Below are 16,747 nucleotides of genomic sequence, written 5' to 3'. Positions count from 1 at the left end.
CCGGAGCGCGAACGATGACCTATGCCCGCATCCCAGATTTCAGCCAGCCCGTCCCGGTCCGCATCGCGGCCAACGGCAAGCCCGTCCGTGTCCGCACGCCTCGCCCCTACCGCGATCTGCCGAATGAGCCGATCCCCGGCGCTATCGAGCCGTGGGAGGCCGTCTACCCGGTCCGCCCCGACACCGCGCACAGCCGGTCCCTACGCTTCCTCGATGCGGCCGGCGAGCTGCTGGCCGCTGTCGCCATCATCGGCGGCGGCATGGTGCTCACCGGCCTCGCCACCCTGCTCTGACCTCAGCCCGCAATCCGAGCGGGCCGGCTGCCCGCGCCCCTCATTCGAGGATCCCGCGATGTCCCTGCGCACATCCCTACAGAAGCTGATCCGTCGCGACCCCGACGCCAGCCTGCGCGAACGCGCTGCCAGCCTACAAACCGATCTTACACGAGTAGCCCGTCCGCCGGTTGCGGAGGCAGCCGAGCCAGAGACGGCACCCAATCCGCGAGACGCTGAATTGCTGACGCTCCAACCGGAATGGGAGGCTTGCGCGGCTGTCTACATGCAGGCCCTCGAAGAGCAGGGGGTAATCTCGGACAACGCCCCGAACGTCGAGGCGCCACCCCCGCGCGAGCCGTTCCAGGATTGGGCGAGGCTTATCCCCGGCTGGCGTGAGCGGACAGGTGTTGATGCGGCTGAGGCTGCCACTGCCGAAGCTATGGGCGCCCTTTGCGAGATCGAAAACCGCATCGCCAACATGCCCGCTGCGACGCTGGCGGGGCTCAAGCTCAAGGCTCGCGTCGCCCAGCGCAATGAGGATGTGTCCTGGCCGGAGGGGCTGGAAGAAAGCCTTGTGCGGGACATCCTCGCTATCGGCGAGCCCGAGATCGAGGCTGACGCCGACCTGCTGCGTCTCGGTCGCCAGTTCGAGGCTGCCCGCGCCCGCGAGAAAGCGGCCTGCGAGGCGTGTAACGCGGCTCAGGATGAAGCCCGCAGGCACATGCCCGAGCGCCCGGCCGCCCTGTTGTTCCAGGCCTCCGACCATCCGCTGCGTCTGGGCAAGTACCTCACCCACCCGGATCATCTGGAGGGCACAGAGGTCACGTCCGAAGATATCGCCTGGATGAAGCGTAAGCCTTACGTCCGCGAGGTGCGCCGGCCCGTGCGTCCCGAGGACAACCTGCCGTCGGATGCGCGCGCTGTTGTTGATACCTTCCCGTGGCCTGAGGCTCAGGACCGGGCGGACGAGATCGTAACTGCCTGGGAGGCATGGCACGCCGAACGGCTGCGGATCTACAGCGCGCATGTCACCGACGCACTGGACACCGCCGCGAACGATGCCGGCGATGTCGCCGCCACTCTGGCGTGCCGCATCGCAGTCCTGCCAGCCCTGACCGCTGCAGGGTTCCGGGTGAAACTGCATGCGCTGTGCAGCTACGATCGCAAGGCGCTCTTGTCCGACGTGCCGGATGAGCCGGATCCGGATCAGCTCCTGTCGCACTCGCTTTGGCAGGACGTGCGGGGCGAGAGACAGGCTGCCGCTCAGCCCGTCGACTGGTACGACCCGCCCCCAGGTTTCATGGCTGCTCCGGCGATTGAGCCGTTCAGCTTCACCCAGATCCACAACGGCATTGCCATGGAGCTGGCTCGACTTCGCGGCATCGCCGTTGCCGAGTTCGCGCGCCTCACGGGGCCGACGACAGCGGCCAAGGACATCGAGCGCATCCGCCGCGACCTGCACCTCGACATTCTAGATCCGGCCTCGTCGCTAAGGGTGCCAGCCGCGCTCACGGACGTGCCCAGTCTCATTTGCATGCTCGACCTCGCGTCCGCCACGATGAAGGAGCTGGGGGACATACAGGACATGGCCGAGCACGTCGGCGCCGTGGCCTACGCCTACACTTGGGGGGCGCGCTGCCGGCGGCGCGAGAACCACTACGGAGCGCCCGAGTACAACGACCTCGGCAAGCTGATGGTCTGGCTCGGCGATGCCCTGACGAGCGTGGACAGTGCGGTCGATAAGGAAGCAGCTCGCCGGCTGCCGGATAATTCGGCAGACCGCGAGACCCGGCTGCTGCTGCGCGCCCGCCCGATCATCGACAACGGCGACCCCGACGCGATTGAGGTCTTTGCCCGCGAGCTGCTGGCCCACGCCGAGGCCGAGCGGGCGGGGCGCTGATCGGCGCCCGCCCTCCCTTCCGTAGCCGTGCGTACCGCCCCGGCCGGATCCGCCGGGCCATCCTTCACCCGAGACACCACCATGGGCGACGTGCTCACCTTCACCCCGCGTCCGAAGCCGGTCGCCCCTCCGACCCCGGCCCCGCTCACCGGCCCGGCCTTACGCGCCAGCCTGGAGGAAGCGGCGCAAACCGCCCTCGACGCGGCCGACCGGATTATTGCCGTGCTCGACCTTATGGACGGCGACACCGACCTTGAGGACGGCGGGGATACTGAACCGTCTCTGGCCGCGCCCGAGAACGTCACCGGCTCGCAGGTGGTCTGGATGCGCGGCAGCGATCGGGACGGCGAGGTTGAGGCGCCCAAGATCGTTCTGCCGGAGGTGCTGATCGATCCGCGGCCGGTGGCCGAGATCCTCCCCTGGCACGGCCGTGGCAACGTCATCGCCGCGGCCGCAATAGTCATGCTGAAGTTAGGAAGCGGGCATCGGCCATGAGGAAGATCGACCAAATTCAGTCGAGAGCAGCCATTGAAATTGGATAAACGTTTTCGTCTACTTGGTACGACAATGCGATGTGGGCGCCCCGATCGATCAGTTGTATCTGACCGGCCAGCATCAGCAGGGCAAACACACCCCAAAGCGCAACAAATAAGAGAGAGGAGGCCCCTCGTCGGACACGTGTACCGCTCCTTTCCAGCGAGCATGATGCCGCCGGGGATCAGCACCTGAAGGTGGCCGGTCAGTCTTTTGCGGCATCATCCGGTTGCTCAAACCGGACCGCATCTTCGGCCGGCTGTGCGTTAGTCAGCGAGGTGTAGCCTGGGCAGCCAATCTGCTGACGCTCCAAGGGCGTCGAAGCCAGCGCGCAGGCCAGTTCCGGCAGGTCTGTGAGGTCGTCAGCTTGTGACGTGACGACCATGTTGATCAGCAAGGCGGATACTAAGAAAAAGCGCATCAGTATTCCCTTCTCAAAAGCCCCAAGAAGGCTATCGCGCTGCGAAAGGAGACGCTTCATACGTTCGGAGGATGCGACGCCCAGAAACGCTGTTTTGATCATTGCTCAAGAAAATGTGATAATTGATAACGAGCTTACACTCGTAGCGAAAATTCTGTTTTGGTGCGGCTGCGGTTACGTCATCGCGGTGGCTGTCACGCTGCTCCTCGACCTGCTTGAGCGTGCCTGATCTCGCTGTCCGCTATCCGTGAATGCAATGTAGGAACATCTGAACCGGTATTAGTATAAGACATCCGCGCCGGTGCCTTCGCATCCGACGGATGATTAACGCGAAGTACTTGGCTGGGCCTTCGCGCAGCCCGACGGCCTCACCTGAGACCCGCACTCTTGTCGCTAGAGCGCGCGTCGGAGTAGTCCGCGGCGCGGCTGCGGATCACAGCGGCGGCGCGGTCGATCCCAGCTCGATCAACCTCAAGGCTGGCGGTGGCCCTGATCTGCTCGCGTCCGATCGCTCGCACGCGGACGCCTTCGACAAGGCAGGCCTCGGCGAAGGCAGTCGCCGCGATGCCTAGGCTTGCGACTGAGAAGCACAGGATGTTCGATTGACCGGCCGTCTCATCGAAGGCGAGACCCGGCGCGTCCGCGATCGCTGCGTGCAGACGGGCTGCGTTGGCGTTGTCCTCGGCGAGCTGGTCCATGTGGTTGTCGAGAGCGTACAGGCCAGCCGCCGCCAGGACCCCGCTCTGGCGCATAGCGCCACCGAGTCTGTACTTCCAACGCCACGCCTCAGTCACGAAGGCTTTCGTACCGGCGAGGACCGCTCCGACCGGGCAGCCGAGCCCCTTGCTCAGGTCGATCCAGACGCTGTCGAAGCCATCCGCATAGGTTGCGGCAGGAATGCCGCTGGCAACCACCGCATTCAGGAGCCGCGCCCCGTCAATATGGGCGGCGAGTCCCTGTGCGTGGGCAAGGTCGCGGATCGCCCGCATAGTGTCGAGGTCCCACACGGTGCCGCCCGAGAAGCTCGTGGTCTGCTCAATCGAGATCAGAGCCGAACGTGGCGCGGTCCGCTGCATCGGCCGGATCGCCTCCCCAGCCTGCGCCAAGGTGTAAAGCCCGACCCGCGTTGGCAGCGGTCGGACCGAAACCCCCGCGATCGCGGCGGCGCCTGCGGCCTCGGTGTTGTAGATGTGGGACTGATCGTCGACGATGATCTCGTCGCCTGGCCGGGTCTGGACCAAGATCGAGACGAGATTGCACAGCGTGCCGGAGGGCATGAACACAGCGTCCTCCTTGCCGAGTAGACCGGCGATGCGGGCGCAGAGGGCATTCGTGGTCGGGTCCGAGCCAGACTGCTCGTCGCCAACCTCCGCTGCCGCCATCGCCGCCCGCATGCCTGGCGTTGGGCGGGTCTGGGTATCGCTAAACAGGTCAATCATCGTGGTCTGCGGCTCTTCTCAGAGGCACCATGCAGCAATGCCCAGCGGACGGCCATCGTTCGGCCGGATCGCACACCTGCACGGCCGCGCGCAGACGGTCGGCGACGCGGCTCCAGCACCAGCCGCCATGCCACACGCCGTGTACGAGGACGAATGTAAGCCCAACCATCAGTTCACGTCGGAGCAAGCCGCGATACGAGCGACAAGTTCGGATCGGATCATGCGGCACCGATGCCGCGGGGCTCATCGAACCGCAACCGCGTGCCGGGCATTTCCAGTTACGAGCCGTGTCGCGTATCGGCTCGCGTCGGCGATGTCGGCCGCTCCCCCGCCCGTGGCTTGCGGTCCACGCGGGGTCGAGTGGCCGACGGGTCACGTTGGGGTCGGATGTGCCGCCATGACGGCGGCCGCGACCGCCGTCCGAAACGTCTTCTCCTGCGGGCCGGCCCGGTCCCTGATCTGCTCGGGGCAGAGTACGAGCGCGACGAGAGCCGCGATGTCGAGGCTGTGCCCGCTGTTGAAGCGATAGGGTCCCGCAGCGGAGGCCCGCATGTAGAGATCGATCGCCGCGACGATCTCGTGGCTGGTGATGACGCCGGCCCTGCGCAGGTCGGCGATGGTCGGTAGTCCGGCAGCCATGGTCGCGCTGATTGATCCCTGACGTTGACTTAACCGTGCCGTCCGGCCGACACGGGACATTCCAGCTCCTGCGGGTGAGGTAAGTGGGATCTCGAAGCCAGATCAGCTTTCATGTCACGGTGGCGAAATGCGCAGTCGGCCCACTCTGGAACGGGGTAAGAACAACCGCTATTAGATGAAAATATCGGAGTTTGCGACGCATGCGAGTCGCCCTGCGCGGACCGTCCGACGATCCGCGCAGACAGGGCCGATCAGCGGTGGGATCAGTTCGATGTTGGTCTCCCATGAGCGGGAGAAGCTAATTCAGGCGATCAACTTCTTCGCGCGCAACACCCGTAAGTGCGGGAAGGTGAAGTTGTTCAAGCTTCTCTACTTCCTCGACTTCGAGCATTTCAAGCGAACCGGGCGGAGCGTCACCGGCCAGACCTACAACGCCTGGAAAATGGGTCCCGTGCCCGTCGCGCTATTCGAGGAGATCGATGCGCCGCGTTCCGACTTGGCCGAGGCGGTCGAATTCGTTGCACGGCCGATCCCTGGCAGCGACCGGCCGATGATCGCCGTTCATCCCAAGGCCGAGTTCTCAGATCGTCATTTCACGCCACGCGAGATGACGATCATGAAAAACCTCGCCAAGGAGTACGCGACCGCCGCCGCCGAGGACATGATCGAGGCGACGCATCTTGAGAACCTACCCTGGGACAGGGTCTACAACCAACCAGGTGGCAAGCAGCAGGTCATCCCTTACGAGCTTGCGCTCCGGCCTGACGAGGTCGAGAGCGTGTCTCGCATCGCACAGGATCGGAAGGAACTGGTGGACCGCCTCGGATGACGCCGGGTTCGGTGTGGTTCGACGAGGAGTTTCATTTCCACGACGGTGAGACAGGCGAGAAGCTATTCGTCTCGCTCGGGAACGCCGGCCTGACTTACCTCGTCGCCAAGACGACCTCGCAGCAGCATGGTCGCGGCACCGTCTTTGGATGTCAGCCCTCCGATCGCTTCCCGAGCTTTTTTCTCCCACCGGGTTGCTGCCATCTCAAAAAAGCGACTTGGGTCTGCTTGGACGAGTTCTACGAGTTCGACGCCCGTGCCGTGATGCGCAAACAGCTCGACGGCAGGGTAAAACCGGTCTGCACCCTCCCTGCGGAAATCGCGAAGCTGGTTCAGGAGTGCGCGCTGATCAGCCTGGATATTACGGCCGCGCAACACGCAATCATCACCGCGTGCCGCATCCCCTAGCCGTGCCGCCCGGCCGAAATGGACCGTTCCGGCTGCACCCGCCCTGGCGAGTCGCCAACGGGTATCAGCAGCCGCCGCAGATCGGCTTAGCGTCCCGCCGACCTTCTCTCTCCAGGCGATCCATCGCCCTCTCGCGATCGTAGGGTTGGGCTCGCGCTGCGCGACGGACGACGGTCTTTGAGGGCTGCATAGTGTTGGCCGCCTTAGTCGGTTCGGAGGCGACGCGCGTAGCCGTTGACGAGCGCAGGGCAAAATCTTTGGGGTACAGGGGTGCCCAAGCGACACGAGCACGTTCAGACGAACGCAGATCGTCAGATGGGTCCACACTCGCAGACGTTCTGCCGAGGCCTGGTCTTAGAATTTGCCCTGGCTCCGTGACGGGAGGGAGAGGGTCGTTCGAGACCGCCAGCGGCGGCAGTGAGCTGTAGACCCGCGGTGTGTCGGGCAGTGACAGACAGCCGCCTAGCGCCAACCCGCACCCGCACAGAACCGCGATCCGCATCACGACCATATCTGCCTCGCAAGGATGGAGTGCTGGTACGCGACGGGAGCACAGACGGTTGGACCACCGGCTTCAACGTCAAACTACGTAAGTTCGTTGCTGCGACGCAATCTGAGGCGCGGAAGCCACAGCGTTGACTTGGACGCCGCTGCCGGCCGACATGGGCGATCACGGCCATGCTCGCCTCGGCGAGTCGCGGCCGCCATTCAGGAGACCATCGCCGCGAGATAGACCCTGAAAAGCCAACAGCCCCTTCCCGGCAAGGAAGAGGCTGCTGAAAAACCTGGGGCCTTGTGGGGCCGCTGAACCGCTCCCCACAGACCATGATCTCCCCTCGGGAGTCAAGACGGAACCTGTTTCCGTCAACGGGAAGGCTTTGCCTGGATCCTAGCCGCGGCCCGTGAGGGACCGGGTTCGATGTTTCACGCCACCATGCGGTCGGCGATCGAGGGCGCGCGGACACTGGCGCAGCTCGACAACCTGTCGCGCACCATCTGGCAGGCCCACGCAGCCGACACTGTCACCGACTCAGAGGCGCAGGGCTTGGCTGAGACCCTGCACACCCGCAGGAGTGCGATCCGCGAGGCCGTGGCGCCCGTCGGCATTCCGCTCGGCCGTGTGACGCTGTTCCCGCCCAAGCGCCTCCAGCGGGCTCCTGAGCGCTCCGTGGCGATCGAGCGTCGCCGTCGGCTGGCCTGCTCCGGCCCGATGCCGCCAGCCCTCGCCAGTCGGTTCACCACCGGGCAGCTCGCGGTCCTGCGGATCGTCGGGGACGAGATGGCCCGCAACGGCGCCTGCGGGCTGTGCATCGACGCCATCGCTGCGCGGGCGGGTGTGTGCCGGCGACTCGCTCAGGCCGCGATCCGACTGGCCGAGGGCGACGGGCTGCTGACCATCCAGGAGCGGCGCCACCAGGGTCGGAAGTCCGACCCGAACGTGGTGCGCATCATCAGCCGGGAGTGGCTGCAGTGGCTCAGGCGAGGAGGGCGGTCCGCGGCCCCGTCGCTGCTCGGCAGCATAGGGTGCAAAAGGACTCACCCCACGGATAGGGGAGATCCACAGAGGCAGGTTGTGGATACGGAACCGAAGAAGGGCTGCCGGGGGGCAGCGGTCGACCTCGACCGATCAGGCCGAATGAGAATTCTCGCGGGTGGTAGCGCGGGCTGAGCCATGTGGTGGCATCATGCGGCCGGACGGTATGACGAACGCGACCATCAGTCCGTGGAGCCTCGGCGCGACCAGGTTGCCCGCCGGTATGGTCCTGGCATCTGCTCCAGCCATGATCCGGTCAGAACTTGTCGCCCGCATCGCCGCCCAGAACCTGCACCTCTACGCGAGAGACGTCGAGGCGGTGGTGGACGCCATTCTCAACCGCGTTGCCCAGGCTTTGGCGGACGGCGACCGGGTCGAGCTGCGCGACTTCGGCACGTTCTGCATGCGCGACCGCGAGGCCCACACCAGCCGGAACCCGCGCACGGGCGAGGCCGTGAAGGTCGAGGCTAAGGCCGCCATCAAGTTCAAGCCAGGCAAGGGGATGCGGACGCGGCTCAACCGCAGGCAGGCCGACCCTGAGCCCGAGGCCGAGGTGCAGCGCCTATTGCGAGCGTCATAGGAGTAGCTTCACGCCTATCGGCCTCGCCTCGGTGGCCCGCAGAGTTGATCGCACTCCTTGCGCGCGGCCTCTATGTGCCGATCAAGGTAGGCCGCCAGATCCACGAGGCCGACCCCCTTCGCGCACTTCTTGCTCGTCTCAATGCGCACGAGGGGAAGGGCGATCTCGCCGAGCGAGACTTTCCGGATCAGCTTCTCGGGTGTCAGATGTCGGAAGTAGTCCCGGCACACATCCTCGACCGGGATGATGGCCTTTGCGCCGTACTGCGCCATCAGGATGAAGGCGGTGTTCATGACGAGATCCCCCGGGCGAGGGCGCTCGGCGCGCCCCGGGATCGCCGACGTACCTCAGGCCGAGGCTGACGATCATGCGCCAGTGCGGATCGAAGCGGTCCCCCGGCGTGGCCTGAACCGAGGTGAGGCGGCCCGGTACGTTGGGATTAGTACCACGACCTTCGATAAGCTCGTCCAAGAGGGGAAGATGCCCGAGCCCTTCCGGATTGGGACCAGGACGATCTGGGATCTCAGAAAGCTGGATGCGGCCTTCGACGTGCTGAGCGGCCCCGAGGAGGCGGATAGCTTCGCCGACTGGGTGCCGTCATCGCCAGAGCAAAACAGAGGGCGGCAGCCAGCGAAGCAAGCTGCGCTCGACGCGCACGCAGCGATAATCCAAGCGCGCAAGGATGCGCGGCGCCGGGGCCCCGAGCCTCTGATGTCGGAACAGTTCCCAGGCTACCACCACGTCTACACCCCCGACACGTTAGCAGAGCGGTGGCAGTGCAGCGCCACTCTCATCCGCGGCATGGTTCAGCGCGGAGAACTGGCGGGGACGAAGTACGGCGGGAAGCTGATCCGGATCACGGCCGCCACTGTGGTCGCCTACGAGAGCGCGAACACGGTCCACACGAAGCGTTGAAGCCAGATGGCGTCTGCTTTGGGTGGACTTCTGCCTGTCCGCTTTGGGCCGGCGATGCATTAAAGCGGACATCGTCGTCGAGCCCGCTCACGACCCTTTGCTGACCCTGGGAAGGTCCGCTTTCAGACGCCTGGCGTGGCAGAGTGGAGCAACCGGATTTGGCGGTCCGGAACGGTCGACTTCTGGTGGCAGAGCCGCAGAGCGGCCGTCTACGCGAGTGCGTTCAGTCCCAGTCACTTTCGGGTACGGTGTCGCTGAACGGGATCGTGAGGACGGGCTGGCCGGCCTCGTCCATGATCTCGAACGAGCAATCCATCCAGTCGCGGATGAACGTGTGACGCTCCCGGGCGATCATCTCACGCGCTTGCGATAAGGCGCTCTCACGGGCAGCACTCACATCGGCGAACTCCTCGCCTTCCGGGTCCACAGCCAGCCCTGCGGGTCCGGGTCGATGCCGGACGTTGAGGTAGTAGCGCGGCATCAAGCGCCCTCGATCAGGCGGGTGAACTCGGCCTCAGGCAGACCATAGCCGCCGTCCGCCACCGCCTCCAGCGTCTGACGATCTCGGATCGTGATGCGGCCCCGCCGCGCCTGGATCAGTCGATGTCCCTCCAAGGCCTGAATGGCCAAGGTCGTGCTGGAGCGTTGCACGCCCAACATTATCGATAGGAATTCGTGGGTGATCTGAAGGTCATCGCTGTCGACCCGGTCACGACACATCAACAGCCAGCGAGCGAGGCGCACGTCGATAGTCTGGCTCGCGTTCACAAACGCGGTTTGCGCTGTCTGAAGGAGTTGCACCTGGATCGAGCGCAGGAGCAGCTTGCGTAGGCTCGCGCTTTGATCGACTGCCGCGCACAGCGCCTCCGTGGCGATGCCCAGCATCTCGCCTGCGTTCTGGACGAACATCTCGTGCGGCGTGCGGTCGGTACCCAGCAGGATGGGCGAGGCACCGATCAATCCCTCGCGTCCGATGACGCCAACCTCGACCTGCTTGCCCGACCCCTGCGTGGTGACCGAGCCGAAGCCGACTTCGGGGAAGAACAGCTGCTTGATCGGGGTGTTGGACCTGATCAGCGGCTGACGGAGTTCGGTCACCATCACCTGCAGGTGCGGCTCCAGCAACGCGAAGTCGTCGGGCGAGAGCGCCTTCAACAATAGATTGCGGACATTGGACTGTCGGTGCTGAGACACAGCTCTGCTCCCTGCTGGGGCAAGAGCACACGCTGTCTCCTAAGCGCCCGCGCCCGGATCAACCGGCAGGCGATGAGCCACATAAGCGCGAGATGCTGGTGAACACAATGCGGAGCGCAAATTGGTGAGGTATCGGACGCTTCTAACGGTGGGGTACCACACCCATGTCCGCCAGCATCTTTTATCGTGGCTTCATCCGTGTTTATGGCCTGGATCAACGAGCCCTGCATGCCGTGACTAGGTGTAAGGCTAAGCTTGCCGGAGCCTTGAATGCCGCGAATGGATCAACAGCCTGTGGTCCTGATCGCCGAGAGCGATGCTTTGCTCGCCATGGACCTGAGCGACAGCTTGGGGCGGGCCGGCTACCGTGTGCTTGGACCAGCTATCACGGTCAGTGAGGCCCTGCGCCTGTTCGTGGAGGAGAAGCCCACGGTAGCCGTCATCGACGTGGCCTTGAGGGATGGCTCCTGCGCGGATCTTGCTCACGCCTTGCGCCGCCTCGACGTGCCGTTCCTCGTCCACTCGGGTTGGCAGCAAAATCAGTTGCTGGGCAGCGATTTCCAGGGAGCCCCCTGGCTCACCAGGCCGGCTTTGCCCGCAGACATCGTCATCTGTGTGAACGAACTCGTCGCATCCGTACCTGCGTCCACCGCCGCAGTACGGCAGCTCAAGCTCAAGGTCGCAGGCAATCCGCTGATCCGAAAGCTAGAGGGTTATGCGCCGCTGTCGGATGCGGATCGGGCGACCCTGGCCCGCATCAGTGCGGAGACGCGCTACGTTGCGCCTGGTACCGATCTCGTGCGCGAAGGTGACAAGCCTGACAGCATGTTCTTGGTAATGGAAGGCTTGGCCTGCCGTCACAAGCTGCGGGCGAACGGAGCCCGTCAGATCATGGCCTACCTTGTGCCCGGTGACGCCTGCGATCTCGATGTGGCTCTGCTGCGTGCGATGGACCATACCATCAGCACGCTGTCAGCATGCAGGGTAGTGAGTTTTAGGGCCGAGACGGTGACCGATCTACTGGCGCGCCATCCGCAGATCGCCCAAGCGTTGCGCATGGCTCAGCTTGTCGACGCGGCTACCCTACGCGAGTGGCTGATGAACATCGGTCGCCGCTCGGCGGTGGAGCGATTGGCGCATCTGTTCTGCGAGCTGCTCGTGCGCCTGGAAGCGGTCGGGTGCGCGACACAGGACACCTACAGCCTACCTGTCACCCAGGTGGATTTGGCCGATACCACCGGCCTCACCGCCGTGCATGTGAACCGCACGCTGCAGGACCTCCGGCGGCAGGGACTGATCGAACTGAGGAGCAGCCGAATGACGGTCCTCGACCTGCCTCGGCTGCGTGCGATCGCAGAGTTCCGGCCCAACTACCTGCACCTTGGGGATCGAGCGGCCGCATGATCTGAACCTTCAGCCTGCGCGGGTCTCGACGACAAGCAAGGATGACGCGCGTTAGCTGCCTTGCCATGGCTTCCTCACTATGAACCTGATCGTCCGCTCTGATCAGCTTGTTGGTGTACGAGCGGATGGTTCTGGGTGGGTTGGTCCCTCACACTCGGGCCGCGACACATGGATACGCTCCTCCTGTCGCAGCATTGATCTAGATCAGACGCTCTGGAGGGGTGTACGGGATCGGACGCCTATGGCCGCACGAGGCCGAATGGCCCTCCCACCCGGCAGTCCCTCAAACGACATGGGTGAGAGGCGATGCAGGACAACGACGAAGCAGGTGCCGGTGACGGCACACAGCGCCCGGGTGGGCGGACCAGCAACCCCTTGATCCTGAAGCTGGAGAGCCTCGCTACGCTGTCGGCTGACGATAGGGCGGTGCTGGAGCGGATCAGCGCCAAGCCGCACTTGGTCCCGGCTGGCACAGACCTGATCGGTGAGGGCGACAAGCCGAATGGCGTCTACCTGATCCTCGACGGCATCGCCTGCCGCTACAAGCTCCGGGTCAGCGGCGCGCGCCAGATCATGGCCTACCTCGTGCCAGGCGATTACTGCGACCTGGACGTGGCCATGCTGAAGGCCATGGATCACTCGATCGGCACGCTGTCGGCCTGCCAAGTGGTCCGGATCGACCTCGACACCATTCAAGATCTGCTGCGGGACCATCCCGGGATCACGCACGCCCTGCGGCTGGCCACGCTGGTGGACGAGGCGACTTTGCGCGAGTGGCTGCTCAACGTGGGTCGCCGCACCTCCGAGGAGCGCATTGCGCACCTCATGTGTGAGCTGCTGCTTCGGCTGCGTGCCGTGGGCAGAACGGCTGGCGACGGCTACGCGCTTCCGATCACCCAGAAGGATCTGGCCGATACCACCGGCCTGACCACTGTGCACGTCAACCGCATGCTCGGGACCTTGAAGCAGCGTGGGCTGATTGAGCTGTCAGGGCGGCAGTTGCAGATCCTGGATCTGGCCGGCTTGGAGGCGCTGGCCGAGTTCAAGCCGAACTACCTGCATCTGGGCGGGAGAGACGCGGCATGAACCTTCGCCTTCAGCCCGTGCAGGTTGCAACGGGCAGCGACGACCAAGAGAGCCACCTCGTGTTCCACGAGGATTTTCTCGTTGCGATCCTAGTGCAGCTCTCCGACCAGCACATGACAGATGCGGGCAAGTGGTTCCTGGAAGCCGGGTTCGGCCGGGTCGATGACATGAACGCTCCGTTGTTCGAGGACCTCGACGAGGCGCAGGCTTGGATCCTGGAACAGCTGTCGTGCCAACCGTGAAGTGATCGGGCCGTCCGCTTTGGGGTGTAACGCCAAAGTCCGGTTGCCACCCAGTGCTGAAGTTGCTGGACGGCTGACGAACGGCCGCTTTGTGGGAGCGATAACGGCGGTCTGAGTGGCTGGGTTGGGTCGGTAGCAGACCATACAAACCGCTGGCTCCCATCTCCTAGTAAGTCAGCCATAGGGGCCGCTGAACAGGTCGCCGATCGCCTTCCGCCGGAAAAGCGTGCGCCAGCGTCGCCTCTGATGCTCCGGACGATCGTGGATCATGTGACAGCGCTGGCAGAAGGCCGCGAGTTGGCGTCCGCATTGTTGGCGGTGTCGTGGTCTCGATGGGCCGCTGCTAAGACGACACGCGTCCGACGAGCGCTGCCGAGGATGTCAGCTTCCGCAGCGATGCGGATCCGCCTGCCCCACCCATCGCGCCACCGACCGGCGTCCGCGTCCCACCAGCGACCATCGCCGAGGTGGTAGACCATCCGACCGTGCGGCCGCCCGCAGCCCTCGCAGCAGCCTTTCGCCCGCCCGAACCGGATCACGGCCGAGAGCTGCGCCCAGTCGATGGGGTAGAAGTAGCGGTGCTTGGGCAGGATCGGCATGGGGGCGGGCCTGTGCCACCAGGTGTGAAGAAAGCGTAGCCGTAAGGCGAATGCCTGATGTCGTAGGAGCAGGCTGTCCGCAGAGCTGATGGCAGCCCTTGCGGCCGGCTTCCATCCGGCGGTCGAGATAGGCGGCGAGGCTCATGAGGCCGACGACCTTCGCGCTGGCTCGGCTCTCTCAACGTGATGTGGCGCTGCCGCCGCAAAATCGCAGGCTCTGGTCCGTGCCTTTATTGACCGCGAAAACCTCTCTGATTGGTCGCAATCCGCCTCTCCTCATGGGCGAGAGAAGAGAACCACAGGGAGCATCTGTCATGGCCAGAGCCCGTACTTCCTTCGCCGTCCCTATCGCCACTGCAGGCCTCGTCGGATTTCCCCCGGTCGTGTCGACGATTGGCGAAGCCCGAGAGGTAATTGAGTCGACGCGTCTACCGGCGATCCGCTCAAGTTATACCTGGCTCGATGCCTACAATCGTCTCACGCTGGCGATGGCCGCACCGACCTTCGAGCACATTGAGGCCGCCCGGATCAGCCTCAGCTTCGCGGTTCTGCATGAGCAGCGCGGCGGTCGCCGTGTTCGGCGAGATCGTCATCCCGACATCGCACTCGCAGCCTGACAAGCAGGAAAGAGGAGAAACGACGATGGCCGAGCTGATCGAATTGAGCGTGCGCGTCAAAGAGTACGAGAACGGCAATCCGTATATCATGCTGGAACAGCGTGCGCCGGTTGGGGCCGGAGCCGCCGACGCGATGAGGCCGTTCGCCTTCGACCTCAAGCCCGGCACCACGTGCGAGGAGGCTAACGAGGTCGTTCAAGCCATGCGTCGCATCATCACGCACGCGCACTTCGAAGAGACGCCTATCGTCTGATCTGTTGGGGCGGGGCTGGATGGTGAACCACCTCGCCACGCTTGCTTCAGTGCGGGCTGGAACAGCCCGTCACTGCGGGTACGCCTGAACGATAGCTGCCGCGCCGACGTTCAGATCCGGACTGATCGAACTGATCCGTCTGGAGGAAACGCTATGATAAAGACCCTAGCACTCGCCGCAGCGCTGTCGTTCGCCGTCACAGGGGCGGCTCTCGCTCAGATGCCGGCCGGCAGCGGCAGTGCTCAGAGCAACATGAACAACCCTGGCAGCGTGAAAAGCCCGTCAGAGAAGCGGATGGGTGGTCAGCGCGGCATGATGAGCATGCGGCACATGAAGCGCCATCGGCGTCATCACATGCGCCGCTCCCGCATGTGACGTGAACCGCTCAACATTCTTCACGGCGCAGCGCTCGTACAAGAACCCTTAACCGCCTCGCGCCACCATACCCTCAGCGATCGGCTCCGGCCGCGCGCCGGAAGAGCAGCACCGGGGCCTGATACCCCTCGGCCACGGTGCGGCCTCGCCGGCGCAGTCGCGCTAAAGCCTAGCAGATGTCAGGGCCAAGCGGCGACATCAGCATACGCGGCTGCTACAGCACTCATCCTTCCCGCCAGCATGCCCGAGGCGTTCGCGACGCCACACGGCCCGTAGCGGGCAAGCACGTGACGACAGGCGCATCCGGTCCAGTTCACCGGGGCTCGCCCGTGACGCCTTGGCCGGGCGGTCTCGTGAGGGTCGGCGCAATGCGGCGGGACTGGAGACCGCGAGCGCCGGCCCACGGCCCCGGCCGAAGCGCGCCGTGATCCTGCTGTGGACGAGATCCCCGCCGCCGCCTGCGGGCCAGCATCCTTGTCGACGCGGTAACCACGCTGCCCCTACCAGCCGCATGCCGGACGCGAGAGGCAGGTGCTGGCATGGGTAATGATGTGGCGGCGCTCCTGCTGGTCCTGGCGGCCGAGAATGCCGAGCTGCGCGAGCAACTGGCCTCAGCCCAAGACATGCTCGTCGAGACCGCGATCGACGCCGGCAACATGCATGCCCTGGTCGAGGCCATGAGGACCGAGCGCGACGCGTGGCAGGACGAGGCCGAACGACTGCGGTCGCAGGCGATGCGTAGGGCCTGATCCGCTTCGCGACTGGGCTGGTGCGCCCTGCTCCAGCGGATTTGTGTCAGCCTCCACGAAGTTGTTTCTGTTTGTGCGCTGCACGCGCAACGCCGCCGCCCTCAGCGCAAACCACGTCAGGGCTTCGGATGTGACTACGTAATTTATACGTACGTAGCTGTCTGCGGTGGGGCCTCGCAGGACTGAGCCGCCATAATGGCGACATGCTTTGCAATATTAACCACCTAAAATCTGCTTTTTCCCTCAGTACTAGCTTTCGACTGCGTCCTGTGATCTACATAAATCTGAGATTAAGAATTTATTAACCAATCTTAGATTAAACTTATTTACTCTGCACACTGGAAAGAAGAGCCATGCGGCGAGCTGCAGCACAGCAAGATGTCAGAGGTGATATCGCAATGCAGCGCGCTCCCAATACCGGCACTATCGCTGAGGTCGTTGATTTGGCCTCTGGCCGAGTGATCGAAGCGGCGGGCGCCGCGGTCGACGTTCTGTCGCCGGAGACGCCTTTCGTTGCCCGCGGCCTGCGCCTGAACTGGGCGGCCAAGCGTGGGCTCGATGTCGGCGTGGCCGTCACCGCCCTGTTCCTGCTGCTGCCGCTCCTCCTGCTCATCGCCCTCCTGGTCTGGGCCGGCGACGGCCGGGCCCCGATCTTCCGCCACATGCGCCTGGGTCGCGACGGCCGCTCGTTCGGCTGCCTCAAGTTCCGCTCCATGGTCACCGACGGCGAGGCGGTGCTGGCCGCCCATCTGGCT

21 protein-coding genes and 1 pseudogene are annotated in these 16,747 nt (G+C 64.6%); 15 read left to right on the top strand and 7 right to left on the bottom strand.

Going from position 1 to position 16,747, the window contains the following annotated elements:
* The 3 genes from OXS49_RS28235 to OXS49_RS28225 all read left to right on the top strand — a co-directional run.
* The coding region (locus tag OXS49_RS28235) for a hypothetical protein (RefSeq protein ID WP_346016975.1) at window positions 1-293 on the top strand (293 nt) is incomplete at its 5' end.
* A 58-nt stretch (window positions 294-351) separates the two neighbouring features.
* Window positions 352-2,175 carry a hypothetical protein gene (locus OXS49_RS28230; RefSeq protein WP_267427983.1) on the top strand — a complete coding sequence of 608 codons (1,824 nt, stop codon included), beginning with the start codon at window positions 352-354 and terminating at the stop codon, window positions 2,173-2,175.
* A gap of 81 nt (window positions 2,176-2,256) precedes the next feature.
* Window positions 2,257-2,670: a hypothetical protein gene (locus OXS49_RS28225; RefSeq protein WP_267427982.1), complete on the top strand. Its 414-nt coding sequence runs from the start codon at window positions 2,257-2,259 to the stop codon at window positions 2,668-2,670.
* A gap of 244 nt (window positions 2,671-2,914) precedes the next feature.
* Here the strand turns inward: OXS49_RS28225 and OXS49_RS28220 are convergent, their stop codons facing one another.
* The 3 genes from OXS49_RS28220 to OXS49_RS28210 form a co-directional block, all read right to left on the bottom strand.
* A complete protein-coding gene (locus OXS49_RS28220; RefSeq protein WP_267427981.1) occupies window positions 2,915-3,190 on the bottom strand; it encodes a hypothetical protein in 276 nt (91 codons plus the stop codon).
* Window positions 3,191-3,498: 308 nt separating this feature from the next.
* Complete coding sequence (locus OXS49_RS28215) at window positions 3,499-4,569, bottom strand: threonine aldolase family protein (RefSeq protein ID WP_267427980.1); 1,071 nt, start codon at window positions 4,567-4,569, stop codon at window positions 3,499-3,501.
* Window positions 4,570-4,941: 372 nt separating this feature from the next.
* A complete protein-coding gene (locus tag OXS49_RS28210) occupies window positions 4,942-5,208 on the bottom strand; it encodes a hypothetical protein (RefSeq protein ID WP_267427979.1) in 267 nt (88 codons plus the stop codon).
* Between the two features lie 175 nt (window positions 5,209-5,383).
* Here OXS49_RS28210 and OXS49_RS28205 point away from each other — a divergent pair, with 175 nt between their 5' ends.
* The 4 genes from OXS49_RS28205 to OXS49_RS28190 all read left to right on the top strand — a co-directional run bounded on the left by OXS49_RS28205 (window position 5,384) and on the right by OXS49_RS28190 (window position 8,558).
* The gene (locus OXS49_RS28205; protein ID WP_267427978.1) at window positions 5,384-6,037 is read left to right on the top strand and encodes a Panacea domain-containing protein; all 654 of its coding nucleotides are present in this window, start codon (window positions 5,384-5,386) and stop codon (window positions 6,035-6,037) included.
* The gene (locus tag OXS49_RS28200) at window positions 6,034-6,444 is read left to right on the top strand and encodes a hypothetical protein (RefSeq protein WP_267427977.1); all 411 of its coding nucleotides are present in this window, start codon (window positions 6,034-6,036) and stop codon (window positions 6,442-6,444) included. Before OXS49_RS28205 ends, OXS49_RS28200 begins: the two co-directional genes overlap by 4 nt.
* A 919-nt stretch (window positions 6,445-7,363) precedes the next feature.
* The gene (locus OXS49_RS28195) at window positions 7,364-8,113 is read left to right on the top strand and encodes a hypothetical protein (RefSeq protein ID WP_267427976.1); all 750 of its coding nucleotides are present in this window, start codon (window positions 7,364-7,366) and stop codon (window positions 8,111-8,113) included.
* Between the two features lie 112 nt (window positions 8,114-8,225).
* Entirely contained in the window at window positions 8,226-8,558 is a 333-nt protein-coding gene (locus OXS49_RS28190) for an HU family DNA-binding protein (RefSeq protein WP_267427974.1), read from the top strand.
* A 14-nt stretch (window positions 8,559-8,572) separates the two neighbouring features.
* Here the strand turns inward: OXS49_RS28190 and OXS49_RS28185 are convergent, their stop codons facing one another.
* Entirely contained in the window at window positions 8,573-8,851 is a 279-nt protein-coding gene (locus tag OXS49_RS28185) for a pyocin activator PrtN family protein (RefSeq protein ID WP_267427972.1), read from the bottom strand.
* Between the two features lie 187 nt (window positions 8,852-9,038).
* Here OXS49_RS28185 and OXS49_RS33565 point away from each other — a divergent pair, with 187 nt between their 5' ends.
* On the top strand, window positions 9,039-9,473 hold the full coding sequence (locus tag OXS49_RS33565; RefSeq protein ID WP_276082210.1) for a hypothetical protein: 435 nt from the start codon (window positions 9,039-9,041) through the stop codon (window positions 9,471-9,473).
* A gap of 223 nt (window positions 9,474-9,696) precedes the next feature.
* Here the strand turns inward: OXS49_RS33565 and OXS49_RS28175 are convergent, their stop codons facing one another.
* Both OXS49_RS28175 and OXS49_RS28170 read right to left on the bottom strand, forming a co-directional pair.
* Window positions 9,697-9,954 (bottom strand): hypothetical protein, encoded by a 258-nt coding sequence (locus OXS49_RS28175; protein WP_267427970.1) that lies wholly within the window; start codon window positions 9,952-9,954, stop codon window positions 9,697-9,699.
* Window positions 9,954-10,667, bottom strand: a complete 714-nt coding sequence (locus OXS49_RS28170) for a Crp/Fnr family transcriptional regulator (protein WP_267427968.1) — start codon at window positions 10,665-10,667, stop codon at window positions 9,954-9,956. Before OXS49_RS28170 ends, OXS49_RS28175 begins: the two co-directional genes overlap by 1 nt.
* 294 nt (window positions 10,668-10,961) lie before the next feature.
* Here OXS49_RS28170 and OXS49_RS28165 point away from each other — a divergent pair, with 294 nt between their 5' ends.
* The 3 genes from OXS49_RS28165 to OXS49_RS28155 all read left to right on the top strand — a co-directional run bounded on the left by OXS49_RS28165 (window position 10,962) and on the right by OXS49_RS28155 (window position 13,399).
* The gene (locus OXS49_RS28165; RefSeq protein ID WP_267427966.1) at window positions 10,962-12,071 is read left to right on the top strand and encodes a helix-turn-helix domain-containing protein; all 1,110 of its coding nucleotides are present in this window, start codon (window positions 10,962-10,964) and stop codon (window positions 12,069-12,071) included.
* A 306-nt stretch (window positions 12,072-12,377) separates the two neighbouring features.
* Window positions 12,378-13,157, top strand: a complete 780-nt coding sequence (locus tag OXS49_RS28160) for a Crp/Fnr family transcriptional regulator (RefSeq protein ID WP_267427965.1) — start codon at window positions 12,378-12,380, stop codon at window positions 13,155-13,157.
* Window positions 13,154-13,399, top strand: coding sequence for a hypothetical protein (locus tag OXS49_RS28155; protein WP_267427964.1), 246 nt, complete (start codon window positions 13,154-13,156; stop codon window positions 13,397-13,399). The genes OXS49_RS28160 and OXS49_RS28155 overlap by 4 nt, the downstream gene beginning before the upstream one ends.
* Before the next feature lie 174 nt (window positions 13,400-13,573).
* Here the strand turns inward: OXS49_RS28155 and OXS49_RS28150 are convergent.
* Window positions 13,574-13,998 (bottom strand): annotated as a pseudogene (locus OXS49_RS28150) (hypothetical protein).
* Between the two features lie 143 nt (window positions 13,999-14,141).
* Here OXS49_RS28150 and OXS49_RS28145 point away from each other — a divergent pair.
* The 4 genes from OXS49_RS28145 to OXS49_RS28130 form a co-directional block, all read left to right on the top strand.
* The gene (locus OXS49_RS28145; protein ID WP_267427963.1) at window positions 14,142-14,615 is read left to right on the top strand and encodes a hypothetical protein; all 474 of its coding nucleotides are present in this window, start codon (window positions 14,142-14,144) and stop codon (window positions 14,613-14,615) included.
* 25 nt (window positions 14,616-14,640) lie between these two features.
* Window positions 14,641-14,868, top strand: a complete 228-nt coding sequence (locus OXS49_RS28140; RefSeq protein ID WP_267427962.1) for a hypothetical protein — start codon at window positions 14,641-14,643, stop codon at window positions 14,866-14,868.
* A 914-nt stretch (window positions 14,869-15,782) separates the two neighbouring features.
* On the top strand, window positions 15,783-15,992 hold the full coding sequence (locus OXS49_RS28135; RefSeq protein WP_267427961.1) for a hypothetical protein: 210 nt from the start codon (window positions 15,783-15,785) through the stop codon (window positions 15,990-15,992).
* Between the two features lie 398 nt (window positions 15,993-16,390).
* A partial coding sequence (locus OXS49_RS28130; protein WP_267427960.1) for a sugar transferase occupies window positions 16,391-16,747 on the top strand: 357 nt, incomplete at its 3' end.

The organism is Methylobacterium sp. GC_Met_2 (assembly GCF_026540795.1).
GTDB lineage: Bacteria > Pseudomonadota > Alphaproteobacteria > Rhizobiales > Beijerinckiaceae > Methylobacterium.
Note: the sequence above shows the minus strand (reverse complement) of the source record. Positions and strands in the feature narration are given on the sequence as shown.

Excerpts from the sequence above, each read along its gene's own strand:
- OXS49_RS33565 (WP_276082210.1), top strand. The coding sequence starts at position 9,039 with ATGCCCGAGCCCTTCCGGATTGGGACCAGGACGATCTGGGATCTCAGA.
- OXS49_RS28220 (WP_267427981.1), bottom strand. The coding sequence starts at position 3,190 with ATGAAGCGTCTCCTTTCGCAGCGCGATAGCCTTCTTGGGGCTTTTGAG.
- OXS49_RS28230 (WP_267427983.1), top strand. The coding sequence starts at position 352 with ATGTCCCTGCGCACATCCCTACAGAAGCTGATCCGTCGCGACCCCGAC.
- OXS49_RS28215 (WP_267427980.1), bottom strand. The coding sequence starts at position 4,569 with ATGATTGACCTGTTTAGCGATACCCAGACCCGCCCAACGCCAGGCATG.
- OXS49_RS28155 (WP_267427964.1), top strand. The coding sequence starts at position 13,154 with ATGAACCTTCGCCTTCAGCCCGTGCAGGTTGCAACGGGCAGCGACGAC.
- OXS49_RS28145 (WP_267427963.1), top strand. The coding sequence starts at position 14,142 with ATGAGGCCGACGACCTTCGCGCTGGCTCGGCTCTCTCAACGTGATGTG.
- OXS49_RS28190 (WP_267427974.1), top strand. The coding sequence starts at position 8,226 with ATGATCCGGTCAGAACTTGTCGCCCGCATCGCCGCCCAGAACCTGCAC.
- OXS49_RS28135 (WP_267427961.1), top strand. The coding sequence starts at position 15,783 with ATGGGTAATGATGTGGCGGCGCTCCTGCTGGTCCTGGCGGCCGAGAAT.
- OXS49_RS28140 (WP_267427962.1), top strand. The coding sequence starts at position 14,641 with ATGGCCGAGCTGATCGAATTGAGCGTGCGCGTCAAAGAGTACGAGAAC.
- OXS49_RS28185 (WP_267427972.1), bottom strand. The coding sequence starts at position 8,851 with ATGAACACCGCCTTCATCCTGATGGCGCAGTACGGCGCAAAGGCCATC.
- OXS49_RS28195 (WP_267427976.1), top strand. The coding sequence starts at position 7,364 with ATGTTTCACGCCACCATGCGGTCGGCGATCGAGGGCGCGCGGACACTG.
- OXS49_RS28160 (WP_267427965.1), top strand. The coding sequence starts at position 12,378 with ATGCAGGACAACGACGAAGCAGGTGCCGGTGACGGCACACAGCGCCCG.
- OXS49_RS28210 (WP_267427979.1), bottom strand. The coding sequence starts at position 5,208 with ATGGCTGCCGGACTACCGACCATCGCCGACCTGCGCAGGGCCGGCGTC.
- OXS49_RS28225 (WP_267427982.1), top strand. The coding sequence starts at position 2,257 with ATGGGCGACGTGCTCACCTTCACCCCGCGTCCGAAGCCGGTCGCCCCT.
- OXS49_RS28200 (WP_267427977.1), top strand. The coding sequence starts at position 6,034 with ATGACGCCGGGTTCGGTGTGGTTCGACGAGGAGTTTCATTTCCACGAC.
- OXS49_RS28175 (WP_267427970.1), bottom strand. The coding sequence starts at position 9,954 with ATGCCGCGCTACTACCTCAACGTCCGGCATCGACCCGGACCCGCAGGG.
- OXS49_RS28205 (WP_267427978.1), top strand. The coding sequence starts at position 5,384 with ATGAAAATATCGGAGTTTGCGACGCATGCGAGTCGCCCTGCGCGGACC.